General features: G+C 73.7%; 17 protein-coding genes and 1 pseudogene. 7 read left to right on the top strand and 11 right to left on the bottom strand.

Annotated features, from left to right (window positions below):
• Positions 1-18: 18 nt before the first annotated feature.
• From AB0K25_RS01580 to AB0K25_RS01560, 5 genes and pseudogenes are all read right to left on the bottom strand, one after another.
• Positions 19-702 (bottom strand): maleylpyruvate isomerase N-terminal domain-containing protein, encoded by a 684-nt coding sequence (locus tag AB0K25_RS01580; protein ID WP_363817767.1) that lies wholly within the window; start codon positions 700-702, stop codon positions 19-21.
• 134 nt (positions 703-836) lie between these two features.
• A complete protein-coding gene (locus tag AB0K25_RS01575) occupies positions 837-1262 on the bottom strand; it encodes a zf-TFIIB domain-containing protein (protein ID WP_363817764.1) in 426 nt (141 codons plus the stop codon).
• A gap of 29 nt (positions 1263-1291) precedes the next feature.
• On the bottom strand, positions 1292-1924 hold the full coding sequence (locus AB0K25_RS01570; protein ID WP_208565794.1) for a phosphoribosyltransferase family protein: 633 nt from the start codon (positions 1922-1924) through the stop codon (positions 1292-1294).
• 69 nt (positions 1925-1993) lie between these two features.
• A pseudogene (locus tag AB0K25_RS01565) lies at positions 1994-3298 on the bottom strand (glycosyltransferase 87 family protein); the annotation flags it as partial.
• A complete protein-coding gene (locus AB0K25_RS01560; RefSeq protein WP_219465350.1) occupies positions 3295-5823 on the bottom strand; it encodes a bifunctional diguanylate cyclase/phosphodiesterase in 2529 nt (842 codons plus the stop codon). The gene AB0K25_RS01560 and the pseudogene AB0K25_RS01565, both read right to left, overlap by 4 nt.
• 698 nt (positions 5824-6521) lie before the next feature.
• On the opposite strand from AB0K25_RS01560, the gene moaC reads away from it, so the two are divergent.
• The 4 genes from moaC to AB0K25_RS01540 all read left to right on the top strand — a co-directional run bounded on the left by moaC (position 6522) and on the right by AB0K25_RS01540 (position 9246).
• Positions 6522-7013 carry a cyclic pyranopterin monophosphate synthase MoaC gene (gene moaC, locus AB0K25_RS01555; protein WP_208565140.1) on the top strand — a complete coding sequence of 164 codons (492 nt, stop codon included), beginning with the start codon at positions 6522-6524 and terminating at the stop codon, positions 7011-7013.
• The gene (locus AB0K25_RS01550) at positions 7010-7480 is read left to right on the top strand and encodes a MogA/MoaB family molybdenum cofactor biosynthesis protein (protein WP_219465348.1); all 471 of its coding nucleotides are present in this window, start codon (positions 7010-7012) and stop codon (positions 7478-7480) included. The genes moaC and AB0K25_RS01550 overlap by 4 nt, the downstream gene beginning before the upstream one ends.
• 78 nt (positions 7481-7558) lie before the next feature.
• Complete coding sequence (locus tag AB0K25_RS01545; protein WP_208565138.1) at positions 7559-8818, top strand: molybdopterin molybdotransferase MoeA; 1260 nt, start codon at positions 7559-7561, stop codon at positions 8816-8818.
• Positions 8815-9246, top strand: a complete 432-nt coding sequence (locus AB0K25_RS01540; protein WP_219465347.1) for a molybdenum cofactor biosynthesis protein MoaE — start codon at positions 8815-8817, stop codon at positions 9244-9246. Before AB0K25_RS01545 ends, AB0K25_RS01540 begins: the two co-directional genes overlap by 4 nt.
• 66 nt (positions 9247-9312) lie before the next feature.
• On the opposite strand, the gene AB0K25_RS01535 is transcribed toward AB0K25_RS01540, so the two are convergent.
• Together AB0K25_RS01535 and AB0K25_RS01530 are read right to left on the bottom strand one after the other, a co-directional pair.
• Positions 9313-10752: a glycosyltransferase 87 family protein gene (locus AB0K25_RS01535; RefSeq protein WP_219465345.1), complete on the bottom strand. Its 1440-nt coding sequence runs from the start codon at positions 10750-10752 to the stop codon at positions 9313-9315.
• A 204-nt stretch (positions 10753-10956) separates the two neighbouring features.
• Positions 10957-11502 carry a DoxX family protein gene (locus AB0K25_RS01530; protein ID WP_363817759.1) on the bottom strand — a complete coding sequence of 182 codons (546 nt, stop codon included), beginning with the start codon at positions 11500-11502 and terminating at the stop codon, positions 10957-10959.
• A gap of 192 nt (positions 11503-11694) precedes the next feature.
• Between AB0K25_RS01530 and AB0K25_RS01525 the strand changes: the two genes are divergently transcribed.
• A complete protein-coding gene (locus AB0K25_RS01525) occupies positions 11695-12240 on the top strand; it encodes an N-acetyltransferase (protein WP_208565135.1) in 546 nt (181 codons plus the stop codon).
• A 56-nt stretch (positions 12241-12296) separates the two neighbouring features.
• Here the strand turns inward: AB0K25_RS01525 and AB0K25_RS01520 are convergent, their stop codons facing one another.
• The 3 genes from AB0K25_RS01520 to AB0K25_RS01510 all read right to left on the bottom strand — a co-directional run bounded on the left by AB0K25_RS01520 (position 12297) and on the right by AB0K25_RS01510 (position 16163).
• A complete protein-coding gene (locus tag AB0K25_RS01520) occupies positions 12297-13541 on the bottom strand; it encodes an ATP-binding protein (RefSeq protein ID WP_219465342.1) in 1245 nt (414 codons plus the stop codon).
• Between the two features lie 181 nt (positions 13542-13722).
• Complete coding sequence (locus tag AB0K25_RS01515) at positions 13723-14145, bottom strand: hypothetical protein (RefSeq protein ID WP_308290954.1); 423 nt, start codon at positions 14143-14145, stop codon at positions 13723-13725.
• A gap of 1541 nt (positions 14146-15686) precedes the next feature.
• The gene (locus AB0K25_RS01510) at positions 15687-16163 is read right to left on the bottom strand and encodes a hypothetical protein (protein ID WP_219470480.1); all 477 of its coding nucleotides are present in this window, start codon (positions 16161-16163) and stop codon (positions 15687-15689) included.
• Positions 16164-16450: 287 nt separating this feature from the next.
• Between AB0K25_RS01510 and AB0K25_RS01505 the strand changes: the two genes are divergently transcribed.
• Both AB0K25_RS01505 and AB0K25_RS01500 read left to right on the top strand, forming a co-directional pair.
• A complete protein-coding gene (locus AB0K25_RS01505) occupies positions 16451-17425 on the top strand; it encodes an EamA family transporter (RefSeq protein ID WP_208565132.1) in 975 nt (324 codons plus the stop codon).
• A 209-nt stretch (positions 17426-17634) separates the two neighbouring features.
• Entirely contained in the window at positions 17635-18171 is a 537-nt protein-coding gene (locus tag AB0K25_RS01500) for a prepilin peptidase (protein WP_357532649.1), read from the top strand.
• Positions 18172-18279: 108 nt separating this feature from the next.
• On the opposite strand, the gene AB0K25_RS01495 is transcribed toward AB0K25_RS01500, so the two are convergent.
• Positions 18280-21474 carry a UvrD-helicase domain-containing protein gene (locus AB0K25_RS01495; RefSeq protein WP_363817753.1) on the bottom strand — a complete coding sequence of 1065 codons (3195 nt, stop codon included), beginning with the start codon at positions 21472-21474 and terminating at the stop codon, positions 18280-18282.
• Positions 21475-21543: the final 69 nt, after the last annotated feature.

Raw genomic sequence — 21543 nt, 5'->3', positions numbered from 1 at the left:
GTTCCGTGCCCGTCGAGATCAGCCGAGCAGCGGAAACCAGCCGGCTGCCTCGCCCAGCGCCACCCGGTCCCGGTCGGTCAACGGCTCCCGACCGGTGGCCTTGCCCAGGTAGGTCAGGTCGTCCCAGTCGGCGGGCCGGACGGCGTCGTCGCTGAGCAGGCCGTCCATGGTGGTGACCGCGACCTCGACGGCCAGCGGACCGGGCGGCGGCCCCTCGGGCAGGTGGTGCACCAGATCGAGGTGGTGTACGACGGCCTCGGTGGTCAGCGTGGCCAGGAAGTCGGGCACCCGCAGCACGTGCCCCTGGGTGGTGACGTGCCCCTGCGGGTCGGCGGCACCCGCCGCGCGGACGGCAGCCGGTGCGGTGTCCGCCCAGATCCGGACCACACCGGTGGGCCGGTCGAAGGCGGCGGCCGAGCGGCGGACCCACCACGCGTGCCGGGCTGCGGCGTCGGGGTCGTCACCCGCCGGGAAGGACCGCCAGTAGCTGACGTCGTCGGTGTCTGCCGGCCCGTCGGCGGGGCTGGCCAGGGCGACCAGGGCGCGTTGGGCGTCGCCGAGCAGGTGGAAGAGCAGGTCGGCGACGACCCAGCCGCGACACCGGGTGGATCGTTGCAGCGCCGCGTCGTCGAGGTCGGTGACCACCCGGGTGATCCCGTCGTAGACCTGCGCCAACGCGGTGTGCTGCCGGACGAACGTCATGCCGTGCAGCGTCGCACGAGCGGCGTGCCCCGGCACGACGGTTGACGGGCCACCTACCGTGGCCACCCGGCAGTGCCGCCCGGCGGGACCGGGCCGGGCACGGAAGGTCCCGGCCCGGTCGTCGACGGGATCGCTCAGCCGAACATCTCGTCGAGGAAACCCTTGTGCTTCTTGCGCTTGTAGTGGCCGTGGTAGCCGTGCTGCTGCGGGTGACCGTAACCACCGTGGGTGCCGTACGCGGGCTGCGGCGGGTAGCCCGGCGGGGGCGGGGGCGGCGGCACGGCACCGTAGCCCGGCTGGTGGCTCGGGGCGGGCGGTGGCGGAGGCGGCGGTGGGTATCCGCCGGGCGTCTGGACGTGCTGCTGACCGGGGACGGGCCCCGGCTGACCGGGCGCGGGCGCACCGCGCTGCTGGTTCCAGTTCGCCTCGGCCTCGAACAGCTTTTCGAGTTCGCCACGGTCCAGGAAGATCCCCCGGCACTCGCCGCACTGGTCGATGACGACTCCGCTGCGCTCGTACTGGCGCATTTCTCCGCGACACTTGGGACAGGTGAGCTGCATCGCTCGACGGTACCCGGTCGGCGCAGTATTCAGGCGGTGGCGATCAGCGCCCCGGTCACCTCGTCGTCGTCGACCTCGTGGAAGTCGTCGTAGTAGGCACTGACCGCGCCGAAGTCGGCGGGACGCCGGGCGCAGACCACCTCGTCCGCTTCGGCGGTGAGCATCTCGTACGCCTGCTGCGCGCCGACCGGCACGGCGACGACGACCCGGTGGGCACCGAGTCGCCGGGCGACCTGTACGGCGGCGCGGGCGGTCGCACCGGTGGCCAGGCCGTCGTCGACGATCAGGGCGGTGCGTCCGGTCAGGTCCAGCGGTGGGCGACCGGACCGGTAGCGGGCCTCCCGGCGGTCGAGTTCGGCCTGCTCGCGGCGTTGCACGTCGGCGCTGTCGGTCGGATCGAGTTGGGCGGCGACCTGGTCGTTGAGGACCCGCACGCCACCGGGGCCGAGCGCGCCGAAGGCCACCTCGGGGGCCCAGGGCAGGCCGAGCTTGCGGACCACCAGCACGTCGAGCGGTACGCCGAGCCGGTCGGCGACCACCCTGGCGACCGGCACCCCGCCGCGGACCAGGCCCAGCACGACGACGTCGGGTCGACCGGCCAGTGCGGTGAGTCGGGCGGCGAGTTGCCGACCGGCGTCGTCCCGATCGTGGTAGCTGCTCATGTGCTCAGGTTTACGCCCTGTGGGCGGGGCGTGCCGGGGACTCGGCGGAACCGGGGTCCGGTGGGTGGTCAGGGCGGGTGCCCAGCTCAGCAGGGCGATGGGGTAGAGCAGGTAGCCGAAGCGGGTGGTGGGCATCAGCAGGATGGCGGCGAGCAGGCCGTACCCGCAGATCAGCGTGGTGGTGGCGGCGCTGCGCGGTGGGCGGCGGACGAGCCGGACGGCGATGGCGGCACCGGCGGCGACGAGCAGCGCGGCGGCGACGAGCCGACCACCGGGCAGGGCGGTGGCGATCAAGTGGCCGGGGAAGGGGGACTGGGCGGGGCTGGTGACCTGGCCGTGGCCCAGCGGGAAGCGGAACACGTTCTCCACCAGCGCGTCCCGGTCGACCAGCAGGGCGGGGAGCAGGGCGAGGGCGGGTAGGCCGAGCGCACCGACGGCGACCCGCAGCCCGGCCCGCCGGGTGGTCCCCCAGAAGATCAGGACCAGCGCGACCGGCCAGGCGAAGAGTTTCAATGCGCCGGCCAGCCCGACCGCCACTCCGGCCCCGCCGGGCCGTCCGGCGGCGGCGAGGGCCAGGGCCAGCAGGCAGAGCGCGAGTACGGGCAGGTCGTCGCCGCCGGTGGCCAGGGTGAGCGCGCAGATCGGCAGGACGGTCGCCGCCTGCACGCCGCGCAGCACCGCCGCCGCCCCGGCCCAGCCTCCGCCGGCCCAGCCTCCGCCGGCCCAGCCTCCGCCGGCCCAGCCTCCGCCGGCCCAGCCTCCGCCGGGTCTGGCGGACCGTCGCAGGGCGACCACGGCAAGCGCCAGTGCGGCGGCGGTGACCAGCGCGAACCAGACGCGGGAGTCGGTCCACCAGGCGTCGGCTGCGGCCCGGGGCAGCCCGAACAACGCCATCCCCGGCTGGTACGGGGTGTAGCCGAGCAGCCGTTCGTCGGCGGGCAACGCGGCGATGGCGTCCGGCCCGAGGTAGGGGGTGCCGTGCTCGGCGAGCCGGATGCCGGCCTGTTCGACGACCACCACCTCCTCCTGGGCCCGGTCGGTCCGCCCGGCGGCCCGCTGCCCGGCCTGCACGAGCAGCGGGAGCAGGGCGGTGCCGACCCAGGCGAGGCCGGTGACGATCGCGCGGGCGGTGGTGCCGGCCAGCCCGGGGCGGTGGCGTCGCAGCAGGACCTGGGCGGCGACCAGGAGGGTCGCGGCGAGGTAGCCGACGGCGGCGACGCTCCCCCAGGCCCGGTGCGGTGCCAGGGTGGAGGTGGCGGCGGTGACGGCGGCAAAGGCTGCGGAGACGGTGTAGAGGCCGAGGTCGAGGGCGAGTCCGTCGGCTGCGGTGTCGACGGTCCGCCAGCGGCGGGCGGCGCGGTCGGCGACGGTCACGCCGGCAAGTGTGGCAGACCGGTCGCGCGGTTCCGGGCGGGCTGGCGGCGGCCGGGGGTGCTGAGGCGGATGACCGCGCCGGTGTCGTGCAGCGGGGTGGCGAGGGTGCCGGGCCGGCCGCCGGAGCCGCGTTGGAGGGCGGCGAGGAGCGCGCCGGCCGGCAGTGGGCGGGCGAACAGGTGCCCCTGGCCGGCGGCGCAGCCGAGTGACCACAGGGCGCGGCGTTGCGGTTCGCTCTCCACGCCCTCGGCGACGACCGCGAGGTCGAGGCTGCGGCCGAGGTCGAGGGTGGAGCGGATGACGGCCGCCGCCTCCGCGGAACTCTCCATCGCGGTGACGAAGCTGCGGTCGATCTTCAGCTCGTGGACCGGGATGCGGGAGAGCAGGGAGAGGGAGGAGTAACCGGTGCCGAAGTCGTCCAGGGCGAGCCGGATGCCGGAGTCGCGCAGCCGGCTCAGCACCCGGTCGACCACGTCGAGTTGGCTGAGGGTGAGCGTCTCGGTCAGCTCCAGGACCAACCGGTCGGGGGGGAAGTCGTGGGCCTGGAGGCGGGCCAGCACCGCGCTGGGGAATCGGGCGTCGAGCAGGCTGCGGGGGGAGACGTTGACCGAGACCGGGAGGTCGAAGCCGGCCGTACGCCAGGTGACGGCGGCGACGAGTGCCTGGTCGAGGATGGCCTCGGCGAACGCGGGGAGCATGCCGGAGCGTTCCACCGCCTCGATGAAGCGCAGCGGATCGATCACCCCGTGCCGGGGGTGGTGCCAGCGGGCGAGGGCCTCGGCTCCGGTCACCTCGCCGGTGCCGAGGTCGACGAGCGGTTGGAAGTTGACGGTGAACTCGTGGTCGGCCACCGCGCGGGGCAGTTCACCGCCGAGGGTGAGCCGGCGCAGGTCGGCGGTGTCCCGGGTCGGGGCGTACGTGGCGATCCGCTGGCCGGCACGTTTGGCCTGGTACATGGCGACGTCGGCGCGGCGCAGCAGCTCCGGCATGCCGCCGGTGGCGGGGGCCGCCGCGATGCCGCCGCTGGCCTCCACGCTGATCCGCATGCCGTCCACGTCGAGCGGTTCGTGCAGGGCACCGAGCAGGGTCTCGGCCCGGTGGGCGGCGATGGCGGGGGCGGGCAGGTTGCGCATCAGCACGGCGAACTCGTCCCCACCGAGGCGGGCGACCAGGTCCTCGTCGCGGGCGGCGGCGCGCAGCCGGTCGGCGACCTGCATCAGCACCTGGTCACCGGCGGCGTGGCCGAGGGTGTCGTTGACCTCCTTGAAGTGGTTGAGGTCGATCAGGACGAGGGCGGTCACCCCCTCGGCGTGCCGGGTGCCGAGCTGCTCGGTGCCCCGGTCGAGCAGTTGCCGGCGGTTGGCCAGGCCGGTGAGCGCGTCGTGGCTGGCGGCGTGGGCGTGTTCGGCGGCGACCCGGGCCAGTTCGGCGTACGCCTGGGCGTTGCGGACGGCGGTGCACAGGGCGGAGGCGAAGGTGCGCAGGGTGTACTGCTCGCGTTCGTTGAGGCGTACCGGGCCACGGAACCGGAGTCGGAGCATCCCGACGTCGGCCGTCCGGTCGTGGCCTTCGAGCCGGGCGGGCAGGACGGTGCCCTCGATGTCGCTGGGGGTGCCGGCGGGGCCGTCGTAGGTGATGGTGCCGCTGGCCCCCCGTACGGTGCGGCCGGCGTCGCGCAGCTCGATCTCGACCTCGTCGGCGGAGAAGAGCTCGGTGGCCTGGGTGACGGCGGTGGTGAGGACCTTGTCCAGGTCGACCACGTTGAGCGCGTCGGTGGTGCGGGCGAGGCGCTGCCAGGCCTGCTGCTCGGTGCGGGACTTGACCTGGTTGGAGTAGAGCAGGTGGAGGCTGAGCACCAGGGGCGGCACGGCCAGCAGGAGCCGGGGGTCGGCCTGGAGGATGACCAGGGTGACGGCGATGAGGACGAACCGGGCCAGCACGCTGGTCAGGCGGAGCCCGAGGTCGTCCCAGAACAGTCTGCGTAGCGCGGTGCCGGTGGCCATCGCGATGACCGGCAGGGTGAGCAGTTCGTCGAGGACGACCGCGACGAGGTAGGCGAGCCCGATCATGCCGATGACGTGTCGGAGGTCGGTGTCCTGTGGTGACCAGCCGAGGGTGTGCAGGGCGATGCCACCGCCGGCCGCCAGCAGCATGCTCTTGGCGATGCCGAAGGCGGTCTTGAGGGGTGAGGGCTTCATGGAGAGCAGGGCGATCGCGACGCCCGTGCCGGTGGTCAGCACGACCAGGGGTGCGGGGGCGACGGCCAGGCCGAGGACGATCGCGGTCTCGCTCCACGATATTGCGTGGACCGTTGCCCGAATTCGAATTCGCCAGTTGATCCGGACGCCGAGTGCGGCCATGAAGGCCAGGGCGATGGATCGGGTGAGGTCGCCGCCGGTGAGGTGCAGGTGGGCCAGTTGGTACAGGGCGACGGCCGCTGCTGCGGTGGCCACCACGCAGACGAGGCCGACGTGCAGCGTCAGCTGCCGCTCGGCCTCCGTCTTGCCTTCGTCCGGTCGTGCCATCGTGTCCTCGACAACCACTCCGTGTCGCTGAGCAGAGGCCAAGGCTACGTGGGGTCACGCCGCCACCACAATCGTTCAGAGCCACTCGTGTGCGGACATCGCTTTCGCCTCCCCTGGTCGCCGTGTCCGACCTTCCGGTCGGGATCTGACAGGGGACAGCCTAAGGGCGGTTAGGACGATTTTGGAGGTATAAATGTAACTATGAGCGATAGGTGAGAATTGAGTGCAGGTTGGTGACTTTCCGTTTCCACGGGGAAACGGAGTGCTGAGTGCTCCCGACCGTTCTCGTTAACGCTAGATAATGGTGCAGCGGCGGGGTTTGCGACATCGGGTGAGGGTCGCTGGTTGGAGCAACTGTGCGGTGACCGGCGGGTGAGTGCGACGGATCACCCGATTGCGGAACGCAGCGTAGTCGTGTGGGCGCGCTGGTGCCAGTGCCGACGAAGTGGCCCGGTGGCGATTCGCGGTCGCGACGCGACGTTGGGTTTCTCGTCCGTGACGACGAGGTGTCCGATCTCTCGGGCGATGACGTTTCCCGCTCTCCCGCCGACCCGAGAACGTATTAGTGGCGACCGATGAAATCGACGGTGAACTATCGATCACGAATCATCCCGTACGGCGTCGACCCGCTTGATCCCCACCGCCCGGGGTGAATGGGACGTACCCCCCGGTCGGACCCGGCCGCTAGGCTCGCGGACGTGACCGATCCCGCGCAGCTCAGCCACGTCGACGCCGCGGGCGCGGCCCGCATGGTCGACGTCTCCGCCAAGCCGGTGTCCGGCCGGGTCGCCGTGGCCGCCGGCCGGCTGCACACCACCGCCGAGGTGGTGGACCTGCTGCGCCGCGACGGGCTGCCCAAGGGTGACGCGCTGGCCGTCGGCCGGCTCGCCGGCATCATGGGCGCCAAACGCACCCCCGACCTGATCCCGCTCTGCCACCCGATCGCCCTGCACGGCGTCGACGTCGACCTGCGCCTCACCGACGACACCGTCGAGATCACCGCCACCGCCCGCACCGCCGACCGGACCGGGGTGGAGATGGAGGCGCTGACCGCGGTCGCCGTCGCCGGGCTGGCCCTGATCGACATGGTCAAGGCGGTCGACCCGGCCGCCACCGTGGACGCCGTCCGGGTGCTGCGCAAGACCGGCGGCAAGACCGGCGAGTGGGTCCGCCCCCAGGACCGGCCGTGATCCGGGCCCGGGTGATCGTGGCGTCCAACCGGGCCGCCGCCGGGGTGTACGCCGACACCAGCGGCCCGCTGCTCGTCACCGGCCTGCGCGAGCTGGGCTGCCAGGTCGACGAACCGGTGGTGGTGCCCGACGGTGAACCGGTCGGCGAGGCACTGCGCGCCGCCCACACCGACGGGATCGACGTGGTGCTGACCAGCGGCGGCACCGGCATCACCCCCACCGACCGGACCCCGGAGGTGACCCGGGCGCTGCTCGACCACGAGATCCCCGGCATCGCCGAGGCGATCCGCGCGTACAGCCGGGACCGGGTGCCCACCTCGGCGCTGTCCCGGGGGTTGGCCGGGGTGCTGGGCCGGATGCTGGTGGTCAACCTGCCCGGCTCGCGGGGCGGTGCGAAGGACGGTCTGGCCGTGCTGGGCCCGATCCTCGCCCACGCGGTCGACCAGTTGCGCGGCGGCGACCACTGACCGCACGGCCGCCCCGGCGGCGATAGGCTCGCGGGGGTGAACGCGGAGCCCCGCGTCCCGTCCGAACGGAGGCCCCCGGTGAGCACGGAAACCGCCGCCACCGCGGCCCAGGTCGCCGCGCCGCCGCCGGCCGGATGGGAGGAGGCCCGCTCCCGGGTCTACGCGGTCGGCCTGGCCGCCGCCCTGCCCGCCGTCAACCGGGCGCTGGCCGACGCCGACGGGCACACCCTGGCCGAACCGTTGACCACCCGGACCGACCTGCCGGCCTTCCCCACCTCCAGCGTCGACGGCTGGGCGGTGCGCGGCACCGGCCCGTGGGACGTCGTGGGGCGGGTACTCGCCGGACACACCCCGGCCGGGTTGACCGCCGACGGCACCACCGTCGAGATCGCCACCGGCGCGATGGTCCCCGCCGGCACGACCGCCATCCTGCGCATCGAGGACTCGGGTCGTACCCCGGACGGGCGGGTGACCGGCACGCCGCGCCCGAACCCGGAGTGGCGGGAGCCGGGCGAGGAGGCGGTGGCCGGTGAGGAGCTGCTGCCGGCCGGCACCCCGGTCGACCCCGCGCTGATCGGGCTGGCCGCCTCCTGCGGGCACGACCAGCTCCGGGTCCGCCGTCAGCCCCGGGCCGCGCTGCTCGTCTTCGGCGACGAACTGCTCACCGCCGGCCCGCCCGGGTCGGGCCGGGTCCGCGACGCGCTCGGTCCCGCCGTGCCGTCCTGGTTGCGCCGCTACGGCTGCCAGGTGCGGCCCTCCGACGTGGTCGGTCCGGTGGCGGACACCCTGCCCGCCCACGTGGCCGCCCTGCGCGGGGCGCTGGCCGTGGCCGACCTGGTCTGCACCACCGGCGGCACCATGCACGGCCCGGTCGACCACCTGCACCCCACGTTGGAGGCGCTCGGCGCCGACCACGTGGTCAACACCGTCGCCGTCCGGCCCGGCTTCCCGATGCTGCTGGCCCGGCTGGTCGACGACGACGGACGGGTCCGTTTCGTGGCCGGGTTGCCCGGCAATCCGCAGTCCGCGATCGTCGCCCTGGTGTCGCTGGTCGCGCCGCTGCTCGCCGGGCTCCAGGGCCGGGTGCTGCCGGCACTGCCGTACGCCACCCTCGCCGGGCCGGTGCCCGGCCGGGGCGACTACACCCACCTGGCCCTGGTCCGGCTGGACCGGGCCGCCGGCACCGCCCACCCGGTCCGGCACGTCGGCTCGGCGATGCTGCGAGGGCTGGCCGGCGCGGACGGGTTCGCGGTGATCCGGCCGGGCACCTCCGGCGAGGTCGGGGCCCGGGTGCCCGTCGTACCGCTGCCGTTGCTGCCCGGGGAGCGCACGTGGTGACGGCCGACCCCACCACGGCCCTGCTCGCGGTCACCGACCAGCCGCTGGACCTGGCCGCGCACGAGGCGGCGGTCGCCGACCGCCGGGCCGGCGCGGTCGTCTCCTTCCAGGGCGTGGTCCGCGACCACGACCACGGCCGACCGGTCACCCTGCTGGAGTACGAGGGCCACCCGAGCGCCGTCGATACGCTGCGCGCGGTGGCCGCCGAGATCGCCGCCGACCCCGACGTCTACGCGGTGGCCGTGTCGCACCGCATCGGTCGGCTCGACATCGGGGACGTGGCGCTGGTGGCGGCGGTCAGCACGGCACACCGGGCGGCGGCCTTCGCGGCCTGCGCCCGGCTGGTCGACGAGGTGAAGGCGCGGCTGCCGATCTGGAAACGGCAGGTCTTCGCCGACGGCACCGAGGAGTGGGTCAACTGCCCCTGACCGTGGCGTCGTGCCCCACCGGGCCGGCCAGGGTCGGCCGACCGTGGTGGCGCGGGCCGGGCGGGGTCAGCGGCGACCGGCCGTGGTGACACGGGCCGACCGGTCGGGATAGAAAGCGGGCTCGGCACCGGGCCGCCACGGCAGGGCGGCGACCAGCACGATCAGCGCCAACGCGAGCGAGTTCTCCATAAGCGCGCCGAACAGGCCGTTCTGGTAGTGGGACACCTCGGGCAGCTTGTGCTCGTACGGCCAGATCGGCGAGATCACGAAGAGCAGGTACAACCCGAGCGCCGCGACCCCGTGCCGCAACCCGGTCAGCGTCGGGTACCAGATCGGCGGGCGCAGCCCACTCACCCCGGGTGGCCCGCCGAACGACTGCGGGCCGGTACGCACCGACAGCCCCCGACTCGCCTCACGGCGGCGTACGGCGGCGTCGGCGAGCACGACGATCGCCGGGATGACCCAGACCAGGTGGTGCGACCAGGAGATCGGGCTGATCACGTTGGCGGTCAGCCCGACCAGGGTGAACGCGGTCAGCTCGTCGCCGTCGGCGCGGGCGTTGGCGGCCCGGGACAACCCGACGGCCAGGATCAGCACCGAGAACGCCAACCAGAGCAGACCGGGCGTCTCGATCGAGTCGTAGAGCCGGGCCAGCAGGCCGGCCAGCGACTGGTTGGGCGTCATGTCGGCGGCCCCGACCCGCTCGGTCTGCCACAGCACCCCGCCGAAGTAGGCCCGCGACTCGGTGCCGACCAGCGCGAAGCTGCCCAGGGTGACGCCGATGATGGTGCCGACGGCGGTGGCGGCGACCCGCCACTGCCGGGTGACCAGCAGGTAGACGATGAACAGCGCCGGGGTGAGCTTGACGGCGGTGGCCAGGCCGATGCCCATGCCCGCCCAGGACCCGCTGTAGAGCAGCCGCAGGAACGGGCCGTCGGTGCCGCGTCCGTGGGTGCCCCGTCGGGAACGCCAGCGCAGACCCACCAGGTCCGCCATGATCAACGCGAACAGGAGCAGGTTGACCTGCCCGTACCCCAGGGTCTCCCGGACCGGTTCGAGGGCGGTGGCCATCGGGGTGGCGATGGCCACGGAGTACCAGAGCGGCCAGCCGAGCCGGTCGACGATCGGGCGCAGCAGCGCGGCGAGGATCACCGCCAGCGCGGCGATGCTGCCGGCCGCGTTGATCCAGCCGGCCGCCTCGATCGGCAGCATCGCCATCGGCAGCATGGCCAGCGCGGCGAAGGGCGGGTAGGTGAAACCCAGCGTGGTGGTGGGCGCGATGAACTCGTACAACTCGTGCCCGCTCGCCCACCACACCACCGCGCCGTGGTAGATCTTCATGTCGAAGAAGTTGTACGGCCGCCCGAAAGCACCGATGGCGAGCCATGCGGCATAGGCGACGGCGGCCACGATGCCGACCCGTACGACTGTCCTACGATCGATCCCACGCGTTGCGCGACGGACTGGGGCGAGGCGGTCCGCCCGTCTACCGACGGTCGTCGGCATGGCGTGGCCACCCCCATACCAAGGTCGTCCTACCCGTCCAGGTCCGGTAGGGAGCCTAGAACGGCGCCTCACGTTGCTGCCTCCCGCGTTATCCGACCGTGTCCGATCCCACACCAGTTTTTGACATTTCCACCGCGTTAACGGGTGTCGGGTGGTTCAGGTAATTCGCGGCCTTACGGGGGGTGGTGGCCGAATCGATGCAGGTCAGCCGGGAAGCCGGCGGGCGGCGGCGGCCGACCGGACGGCGATCCGGGCCTCCCGCCGGGCGGTGCGCACCGCACGACCGACCGACCGTCGAGAGTGGCCGATGCGGTGACCGGCCCGCCAGCGCAGGCCCGGCCTGCCCTCGGTGTCGGCTGCGGCGAGCAGCAGACCACCGAAGAGCCCGAGGTTCTTCAGGAAGTGCACCTGGTTGTTGCTCCGCGTCGTCGGATCGTCGTTGTCCCAGAACGGGTGACCGGCGGCGGTGGTGGGCACCAGGGTGCCGGCCAGGACCAGTGCGGCCGGCCGGGTGAACTTCCCGGTGGCCAGCATCAGGCCGGCGGCGAGCTGCACGGCGGCGTTGGCGCGGATCAGCGTCTCGGGGTCCGTGGGGAACTGCGGCGCGGCCCGCTGGATCAGCGGAGCGACCCGGTCGGTGACCGGCCGGGCAGCCGTCACGAGCCGCTGGGGGTGTTGGAAGTTGCGGGCGCCGCTGACCACGAAGATGCCGCTCAACATGACACGGGCGAGGGAGCGCACGGGTTTCATTGCTCAGTCATACCCCGTTTGGACCCCTGCTATCCGGGCAACGGCCGATCCGGAGCGCTCTGCGTGCCGTCGCCCGAAGCGGGTCGCGCCGCTGCTCCCGGGACCGCGCCGTGCCGGTCGGCGCGATGACACGCCACGCCGAACTGGGCGACCGTCGCTGATGGACCTGCCACGACCGGTAACGTCGCGCCGGTGACGACCCTGCGGTTGCGTCCCGAGGGCCCGGCCGACGCCGGCCCGATCCGTCGGGTGCTGGCTGCCGCCTTCGCCCGCCCCGACCGCACCACCCCCGGTGAGGTCGCGCTCGTCGACGAGCTGCGCGGCAGTGCGGCGTGGCTGCCGGAACTGGCGATGGTCGCCGAGTACGGCGGCGAGGTGGTCGGGTACGCGCTGCTCACCCGGGTCCGGGTCGAGGCCGACCGGGAACGCGCCCCGGCGCTGGTACTCGGGCCGGTGGCGGTGGCCCCGCACCGGCAACGGGTCGGGCACGGCACGGCGGTGGTGCAGGCCGCGCTGGAGGCCGCCACCGAGCTGGGCGAGCGGCTGGTGGTGGTCCTCGGCGACCCGGCGTACTACCGGCGGTTCGGCTTCACCCGGGCCGACCGGATGGGGCTGGTCAGCCCCTGGTCGGGGCTGGGAGAGCCGTGGCAGGCGCTGGTGCTGCCGCCGGAGACCAGCGACGCGCCACCACCCCCGCGCGGCGAGGTGGTCTTCCCACCCCCCTGGTCCCGGGTCTGACCCCGTGGCCGGTGCCGGCCGTCCGGCGGGTCCGGTCGCCCCGTGGCCGGTGCCGATCAGGCCGGCTGGGTACGCAGGTAGCGGCCGAAGTGCGGGACGGTGAAGGCGACCGTGCCGCGTTCCCCCGAATAGATCAGACCCTTCTTGATCAGCGCGTCCCGGGCCGGGGAGAGGCTCGCCGGCTTGCGGCCCAGCGCACGGGCGATCTCGGCGGTCGGCACGGCGGCGTCCATGTCGTCCCGACCACCGCCGTCAGCCTCGCCCGCCACCTGGGACAGGGTCGCCATCGCCCGCATGTACTCGCGTTCGGCAGGGGTGGCCCGCTCGAACCGGGAACCGAAGAAACCGACCGCCAGCTCCGCCTCCGCCTCCGGGGCGGCGACCCGGACGTCCGCGTCGGTGATCGGGGAGCGGGGCGCATGGTCCCAGGTCGCCTTCCCGTACGCCTGGACGAAGTACGGGTAGCCGCCGGACGACTCGTAGAGCAGGTCGAGGGCCTTCTGCTCGTACTCCACCTGTTCCCGCCCGGCCGGCGCGCACAGTGCCTGGTCGGCGGCGATCCGGTCCAGCCGGTCGATCCGCAGGTAACGGAAGAGCCGCTCCGAGTACGACTTGGCGGCGCTGAGCACCGCCGGCAGGTGCGGCAGGCCCGCGCCGACCACGATCAAGGGTGCGCCGAGCTGGGACAACTCGTGGCAGGCCGCACAGAGCGCCGACACGTCCTCCGCACCGAGATCCTGCATCTCGTCGATGAAGACGGCGATACCGGTGCCCACGTCCCCGGCGACCGCCGCCGCGTCGGTGAGCAACTCCACCAGGTCGATCTCGATGTCCCCGGAGTCGGCCCGGCCGCTGCTGGCCGGCACGTCGATGCCGGGCTGCCACCGGTCACGCAACCGGGGGGCCGCACCGGCCCGCCCGGTGGTCGGTGCGCTGCGCTGCGCAAACGCCTTGAGTACGCCGAGGAAGGCGTCGATCCGCTCCGGTGCCCGGTGCCGGGGGGCGAGTTCGCGGACCGCCATGTGCAGCGCGGCGGCGATCGGTCGACGCAGCGACTGCTCCGGTCGGGCCTCGATCTTGCCGGTGCCCCAGAGCTGGTTGATCGCCTGGGAGCGCAGGGTGTTGAGCAGGACGGTCTTGCCGACGCCGCGCAGGCCGGTGAGCATCAGGCTGCGCTCGGGGCGTCCCCGGGCGATCCGTTCCAGCACCACGTCGAAGACGTCCAGCTCCCGCCCCCGCCCGGCGAGCTCGGGCGGGCGCTGACCGGCGCCCGGGGCGTACGGGTTGCGGACCGGATCCACGCATCGCACAGTATCGGGCGGTCTAGCCTGCGGACTAGAGATGCGTAGACGGGGCTACCGGCGTGTCGCCCACCGGGTCCGGGCAGGTCCCGTGGTGGAGGCGACGGGGGTGCCGGCGACCCTCTCGACACGAATATGGGGCTGTCTAGCGTTGATGCTAGACAGCCCCATATTTCCCTGTTCAGCTGCGTTTGCGCAGGCAGAGTACATAATCGAAGAGGTCCACCGAGTTGTCGTGCACGTAGTTGGCGTTCGACTCCGGGGCCAGCGACTTACACCGGTCCCCGTTGGTGGACGCCGGAATCCGCAGCAGCACCTCGTAGGTGTTCGGACCGCACGGCACCTTGCGCAGGTCGGCGTCACTGGCCGTACCGTCGTTGACCACGCAGTCGCCCCGGACGATCTGCTCCGCCCGGGTCGGCGTCGGGGTCGGCTCGGCCGTGGTCGGCTCGACGGTCGGCTCCGTCGGTGCGTTCCCGGTCGGCCCGTTCTCCGTCGGCGAGGCGGACGCGACCGCCTCCGGAGCCGGATCGTCGCTGTCACCCGACGCCAGGAGGAACCAGCCACCCACCACGAGGCACGGGCACAGCAGCAGGACCACCACCAGCCCGATGATGAGCGCGATCCGACCGCCCCGACCCTTTGCCGGCGGTGCCGCCGGAGGCGGGAAACCCTGCCCCGGATATCCCGGTGGCGTGGGCTGCCCCGGGAAGCCGGGCGGCGGTGCGGCCGGTCCTGGGAAGCCGGACGATGGTGCGGCCGGTCCTGGGAAGCCGGACGATGGTGCGGCCGGTCCTGGGAAGCCGGACGATGGTGCGGCTGCCCCCGGGAAGCCGGATGACGGTGCGGCCGGCCCCGGGTAGCTGGGTGCCGGGGGCGGTGGGGACTGGGCGGGGTAGCTGGCCGGTGGTGGTGACGCCGGTGCGCTGAACGCGCCGGCCGCCGGTGCGGCGGTCGGCCCGGCGGGCGGGAAGGGCCCCGGCGGCGGGTAGCCGGCCCCCGAGGACGGCACCGGCGTGCCGGTCGGCGGGAGATAGGTGTCCGGCGGAGGATAACCCGCCCCCGAGGACGGAGGTGGGTAGCCCGCTCCGGAAGACGGCGTCGGGTAGTCAGCCCCCGCTGCCGGCATCTGGGTGGTCGGCGAGTACCCGCCCGCTGCGGGCATCTGGGTGGTCGGCGAGTATCCGCCGCCCGCTGCGGGCATCGGCGTGGTGGCCGGCTGCCCGGCTCCCGACACCGGCAGCCGGGTGGTCGGCGGCTCAGGTGGCGTGGAGATCGGGGCGGTCGGCGGTTCGGCGGCGAAGGGTGCGGTCGGCGGTTCCGGCGTGGTGGCCGAGAGTGGTGCGGTCGGCGGTTCGGGCGTGGTGGTCGAGAGTGGTGTGGTCGGGGGTTCGGGCGTGGTGGCTGAGAGTCGTGTGGTCGGCGGTTCCGGCGCGGCGGCCGAGATCGGTGCCGTCGGCGGCTCCGGCGAGGACGCGGCCATTGGTGCGGTGGGCGGTTCTTCCGCACTCGGAATGGGTGCCGTGGCCGGCTCGCCCGCCTCCCGTGACACCGGCACGGTCGGTGGCTCGACGTCCTCCCGGCGGATCGGTGTGGTCGGTGGCTCGACGTCCTCCGGGCGGATCGGTGTGGTCGGCGGCTCGTCCGGGCCGGTATCGGGTCCGGTCGGCCCGGCGGAGAGCGGGGCGGTCGGTTGGTCGTCCGCGTCACCCCGGAGGGGTGCGGTCACCGGTTCCTCGGCAGCGCCCGGGGCAGGCGCGGAGATCGGCGCGGTCGGCGTCTCGTCAGCCGGATGCGGGGCAGCCGGCGAGTTGACGGCGGTCACCGGTTCCTCGGCGGCGTGTGGAGCCGCCGGGGAGATCGGTGCCGTCGGCTGCTCGTCCTGGTTGCGGGTGAGGGGTGCCGTCGGCTGCTCGTCCGATCCGCCCGGGATCGGTGCCGTCGGTGGTTCCGCCTCCGACGGAATTCTCACGGTGGGTGGCTCCGGCTCGGCGCGGAAGATGGGCTTCGTCGCTGGTTCGGGGTCGGGGTGCGCGAGGGGCGCGGTGGGTGGCTCCGGGTCGCTGTTCGAGGGACGTTGTTCCTCGTCGGGGCGGCCGGAGTCGGGTGGGCCGAAGGTTGACAATCTCTCCCCCAGGGGTGGGCTCAGCGCTGCTTCAGGCAGAGGACGAAGTCGAGGGTGTCCAGCTCGCTGTCGAAGAAGTACCAGTTGGTGTAGCCCTCCACCTTGCCGCACTTCGCCTCGGCGTCCCTTTCACCACTGGTCGCCCCGTCGAAACGACGTAAGACCTCGTACGTTCTCGGGGCGCACTCGGTGATCAGTAGCTTGGGCTTGCCGCCGGCCGGACCCTCGTTGCGGACGCACTGCCCAGCCTTGACGAAGCGCGGGTCGGCCGAGGCGGCGGGTGCGGGGGTGGCGGTGGTCGACCCGCCCGGTTCGGCAGTGGCCGCGTCCGGCACCACCGGTGCCGTCGGCAGCGCCGCACCGGTGTTCGTCGGCTCGTCGTCGCTCAGCAGGTACCACAGGGTGCCACCGCTGACGGTCAGCACGGCGAGCACAACCAGCACCGCGATCAGCGGACCCCGGCCGCGCCCCGACCCGGGGTTGCCCGGGTAGGCCACCGGTCCGCCCGCCGGAAACTGCCCTGCCGGCCCGTACGCCTCCGACTGGAACTGGTCGTACGCCGGATGGTGGGGCTGCTGTCCACCCGTCGGCTGGGTCGGCACGGTTGCGGGGTGGGGCTGTTCCGGGGCGGGCTGGCCCCAACGGTCGTCCGGGCGTCGCCCACCCCACGGGTCCGGGGAACCGCCCGGTGGTCCGTAGTTCGCCATGCCCGCCCTCCCGCGTGCCGAGATGCCGGTCGTCCGGAAGGACGCCACCGACGTGGTCACCGTAGCGTGGTCCCGCGATGACCTCACCTTCCTCGGCCGCGACACCCGCCCGACCAGCGCTGATCTGGACCGCACTCATCCTGGTCTACGTGCTGTGGGGTTCCACCTACCTCGGTATCCGGGTCGTGGTGGAGTCGATGCCGCCGCTCGGCTCGGCTGCCGCCCGCTTCGGTGGTGCCGCGTTGGTGCTGGCGGTGGTCCTGCGGCTGCGGCGGGGCGCGGGTGCGTTGCGGGTCGACCGGCGGCAACTCGGCTCGGCCGCGCTGGTCGGGGTGCTGCTGCTGGCCGGCGGCAACGGCCTGGTGGTGCTCGCCGAGTCGGGCCCGGCCGGCGTGGCGGTGCCGTCGGGCATCGCCGCGCTGCTGGTGGCCACCGTCCCGCTGCTGGTGGTGCTGCTGCGTACGGTCACCGGGGACCGCCCGCCGGGGTGGACGTTCGCCGGGGTGACGGTGGGCTTTCTCGGGCTGGTGCTGCTGGTGCTCCCCCGGGGCGGGACGGGGACGGTGCCGCTGGTCGGTGCGTTGACCGTGGTCGCGGCGGCCACCTGCTGGTCGGTGGGGTCGTTCCTGTCCAACCGGTTGCGGATGCCCGCTGACCCGTTCGTCGCCACCGTCTACGAGATGGTCGCCGGGGCGGTGGCGCTCGTCGTGCTGTCCGTGACCCGGGGTGAACTGCGCGGGTTCTCCCCGGCGCAGGTGACGACCCGTTCCTGGTTCGCCCTGGCGTACCTGCTGGTGGCCGGGTCGTTGGTCGCCTTCACCGCGTACGTCTGGTTGCTGGCCCATGCGCCCATCTCGCTGGTCTCCACCTACGCCTACGTGAACCCGGTGGTGGCGGTGGCGCTCGGCGCGTTGCTGGTGGCTGAGCCGATCACCGGTCAGGTGCTGCTCGGCGGTGCGGTGATCGTGGCCGGCGTGGCGCTGGTGGTGACCACGGAGCGGGCCCGCCGGCCGGCGGGTGACGGGGCAGCCGCCGTACCGTCCCGGCGGTAACGTCGAGGGCCGTGCCCGTCGGCCCGGTGACCGTAACCGCGATGCTCGGCGTCCTGGCCGGCCTCGCCGCACCTCGGATCGCCCGCTCCTTCCCACCCCGCACCCCGCCGGCCATGCACCCGACTCCAGCGCCGGCCGTGGCCTCGGTTCCAGCGCCGGTCGGGGCGCCGGCTCCAGCGCCCGACTGCGCGCCGGCTCCAGCGCCGGCCGTGGCCTCGGTTCCAGCGCCGGTGGGGATCGCGGTGGTGGGGGCGGTGGTCCTCGGTGGGTTGGCCGCCGCACGGTGGCCGGAGCCGGCACTGCCGGCGTTCCTGCTGGTCGCCGCCGTGGGTCTGGTGCTGGCGGTGGCGGACCTGACCAGCCTCCGCCTGCCCGACCCGCTGGTCGGCGCGGCCGCGCTCGGCGGCGGCACCGCGTTGACCGTCGCGGCCGTCGTCACCGGCACGCCCGGTCGTCTGGCGCTCGCGCTCGCCGGGGCCGCCCTCTCCCTCCTGCTGTACGTCGTGCTGGCGCTGCTGCCCCGCTCCCGGCTCGGCTTCGGTGACGTGAAGCTGGCGGCGGTGCTCGGGCTGCCGCTGGGCTGGCTGGGCTGGCCTACCCTCTGGCTCGGCCTGCTCCTGCCGCACCTGCTCCAGGGGCTGCTGGTGCTGGCGCTGCTGGCCGCCCGCCGGGTACGCCGGGACACCGCCCTGCCGTTCGGCCCGGCCCTGCTCACCGGTGCCTGGCTGGCCGTCCTGCTCGCCTGACCGGCCTGTCGGGCCGGCTGGGGCGGGCGGGCAGCAACGTCACGCATCAAGCGGTATCAGCGCGGGCGGATACCGCTGCGGCGACCCCGTAGGTCGGTCGACGGACAGTCAGATCAGGCGGAGCTGCCGGTCCTTGGGTCGGCGTGGCTCGGCCTCGCCGAACCGTTCGAACAGCCCCGGGTCGACGACGTCCAGGAACGGCGACGGTCGGCAGTCGCGTTCGGTGCCGTGCCGGACCCGGCGGGCGGCGTGGCTGACGTAGAGCCGGTCCTGGGCGCGGGTCAACCCGACGAAGAACAGCCGACGTTCCTCGGCGATCGCGTCGTCGTCCGGTGTCGAGCCGGGCCAGCGCAGCGGCAGCAGACCGTCCTCCACGCCGACCAGGAAGACCACCGGGAACTCCAGCCCCTTCGCGGCGTGCAGGGTGAGCAGGGTGACCGCTTCGGCGCGCGGGTCCAGTGCGTCCACCTCGGCCCCGGTGGCGAGCTGGGAGAGGAAGAGTTCCAGGTCGTCGCCGCAGCGTCGGGCCAGCGGGGTGAGCAGGTCGACGGCGGTCCGGACGTCCTCGGGGCGGACGGTGCCGGCGGCGTCCAGGGTGGGGGCGGCGAACCGTTCGGCGAGCACCTGGCCGGCGAGCCGGACCCGGGCGGGCAGCCCGGCGGCGGGACCGTCGGCGTGCCGCAGTTCCCGGGCGATCGCGAGGACACCGGGCCGGTCCCGGAGCCGGTCGTGGGACCGCTTCTGCACCGGGATGTTGGCCCTGGCCAGCGCGTCCACGATCGGGGCGGCCTGCGCGTCGGTGCGGTAGAGCACCGCAATGTCGGAGAAGGACAGGCTGGTGGACCGGCCGTCGATGCGCCCCGAGTCCAACGACCGGTGGGAGAGGCCGCCGACCAGGTCGTCGACGGTGCGTACCACGAAATCGGCCTCGTCGGCGACGGACGCCGCCGGGTAGCGGCCGACCAGCGGGGCCTCCGGGTCGAGCCGGGCCGGGTCGAGCCGGCGGCCCCGGACCAGCGACGACGGGGCGATGGCCTGGACGGCGGCGGCGAGGATCGGCGCGGACGAGCGGTAGTTGCGGTTGAGCCGGACCAGCCGGGCGTCGGTGAAGTCCTCGGAGAACCGCAGGAAGTAGCCGACGTCGGCACCCCGGAACGAGTAGATAGCCTGGTCCGGGTCGCCGATCGCGCAGATGTTGCCGTCGGCGGGGCTGAGCAGGCGCAGCAGGTCGTACTGGACGGGGTCGACGTCCTGGTACTCGTCGACGAAGATCCACCGCCAGCGTTCCCGGTATTCCCGGACCAGCTTCTTGTCGCCCTTGAGCAGTGCGACCGGCAGGGTCAGCAACTCGTCCAGGTCGACCAGGTCCTGCTTACGCAGCAACGCCGTGTAACGGGCCGGGTCGTCGCCGGCCTCCGTCCGGGCGGCCGACCGCTCGGCGTCGTCGGCGATCCGGAACCCCTCCGGCAGGCCGGCCGCGGCGGCGTTCTCCCGCAGGATGGCCAGCCCGAGCGAGTGGAAGGTGCCGACGGTGACGTCCTCGGCGACCGGGCCGAGCAGCCCGTCGAGCCGGTGCCGCAGCTCCTCGGCGGCCCGCCGGGTGAAGGTGATCGCCAGGCACTGCTCGGGGAAGACGTTCAGCTCGGCGCAGAGGTAGGCGATCCGGTGGGTCAGCGTGCGGGTCTTGCCGGTGCCCGGCCCGGCCACGATCAGCAGCGGGCCGCCGGGCGCGGAGGCGGCCACCCGCTGCATCGCGTCCAACCGGTCGAGCAGGCCGGTACCGACCTCCTCCATCCCGGCGAGCATCGGCTCGAACGGCTCGTGCGGCGAGGGTGTCGAGGCGATCGGTGGCGGTGGCGGGGTCGGCGCGGGCTTCGGCTTCGGCTCGGCCTTCGCCGCCGTCGGCCGCTTGGCCTTCGGTTTCGCCGCCGGCTCCGTCGGCCTGCGCTGCGCCGGCACCGGTACGTCGAAGAGCGTCTCCTGCCCCGAACCGGCGGCCCCGCCCAACTCGGCCGGGTCGAAGAGGGTGATCACGCCGTACTCGCCGTCGTAGCCGGGGACCCGGCGCACGTCGCCCCGACGCAACCGGCCGATGCCCTCGGCGAGCAACTCCCCGCCGACCCGGCCGATCTCGTCGACCGGGGTACGGGTGAGGATCTCCAACTCCGGGCCGAGCGCGGCGACCAGCTCGTTGAGCTTGCCTTCGACCTTCTTGGACCGGGGCCCCACCTTGTTGATCTCACCGAGGATCTCGGCCAGCGGCACCAGGTGGGTCACTTCGCGGGCGTGCTCGGGGCGGTGCCCGTCCGGCCGGTCGGCCAGCTCCTCGATCCGGCTGAGCACCCCCACGGTCAACGGCTTGCCGCACTCCGGGCAGCGCCCGCCGGCCGCCCTGGTCCGCTCCGGCGACCAGTTGACGCCGCAGAGCCGGTGCCCGTCGGCGTGGTACTTGCCCTCCTCGGGGAAGAACTCGATCGTCCCGGCCAGCCCGTCACCGGTCCGCAGCGCGTCCCGGATGGCGAAGTAGTCGCGGGCCGACGAGAAGACGGTGGCCTCCCGGGCCAGGGCGGGCGGGGAGTGCGCGTCGGAGTTGGAGACCAGCCGGTAACGGTCCAGGCTGCCGACCCGCCAGTTCATCGCCGGGTCGGAGGAGAGCCCGGTCTCCACCGCGAAGACGTGCTCGGCCAGGTCGGCGTAGCAGTCGGCGATCGCGTCGAAGCCGGACTTCGAGCCGAGCGCGGAGAACCACGGTGTCCAGATGTGCGCCGGCACCAGGTAGCCGTCTTCACTGGCGTCGAGGGTGATCTCCAGCAGGTCCCGGGAGTCCAGGCCGAGGATCGGCCGGCCGTCCGAGCCGAGGTTGCCGATCCGGCCCAGCGCCGTGTTGAACCGGGCCACCGCGTCCAGGTCGGGCAGGTAGATCAGGTGGTGCACCTTGCGGGTCCGGTCGTCCCGCTTGTAGATGGTGGAGATCTCCACGCTCAGCATGAACCGGACCGGGTCGGCCTCCGCCGAGTCGGCCAGCCGGGGTGGCAGCCGCCGGGCGATGTCCGCCTCGGCCTCCGGGCCGAGCCGGTACAGGCCAGGCTCGGCCGGTTGCAGGGTTTCCCGCAGGTGGTCGTACCAGGCGGGGTGGGTGAAGTCGCCGGTGCCGAGCACCCCGATGCCCTTGCGTCGGGCCCACCAACCGAGGTTGGGCAGGGTGAGATCGCGGCTGCACGCGCGGGAGTACTTCGAGTGGATGTGCAGGTCCGCGACGAACGGCGGGACGCCACCAGGGGGAGCGGCGCTGAACGGAGGCACGCCGCATCCTGTCACGGCCGGTCCACTACCCGCCTGCCGCCACGCGTACGCGTGAGGAGGGCAATCCGG

The organism is Micromonospora sp. NPDC049257, assembly GCF_040678915.1.
GTDB classification, from domain to species: domain Bacteria; phylum Actinomycetota; class Actinomycetes; order Mycobacteriales; family Micromonosporaceae; genus Micromonospora; species Micromonospora antibiotica.
The sequence above is the reverse complement of the archived record's forward strand: the minus strand, read 5'-3'. Positions and strand labels throughout refer to the sequence as shown.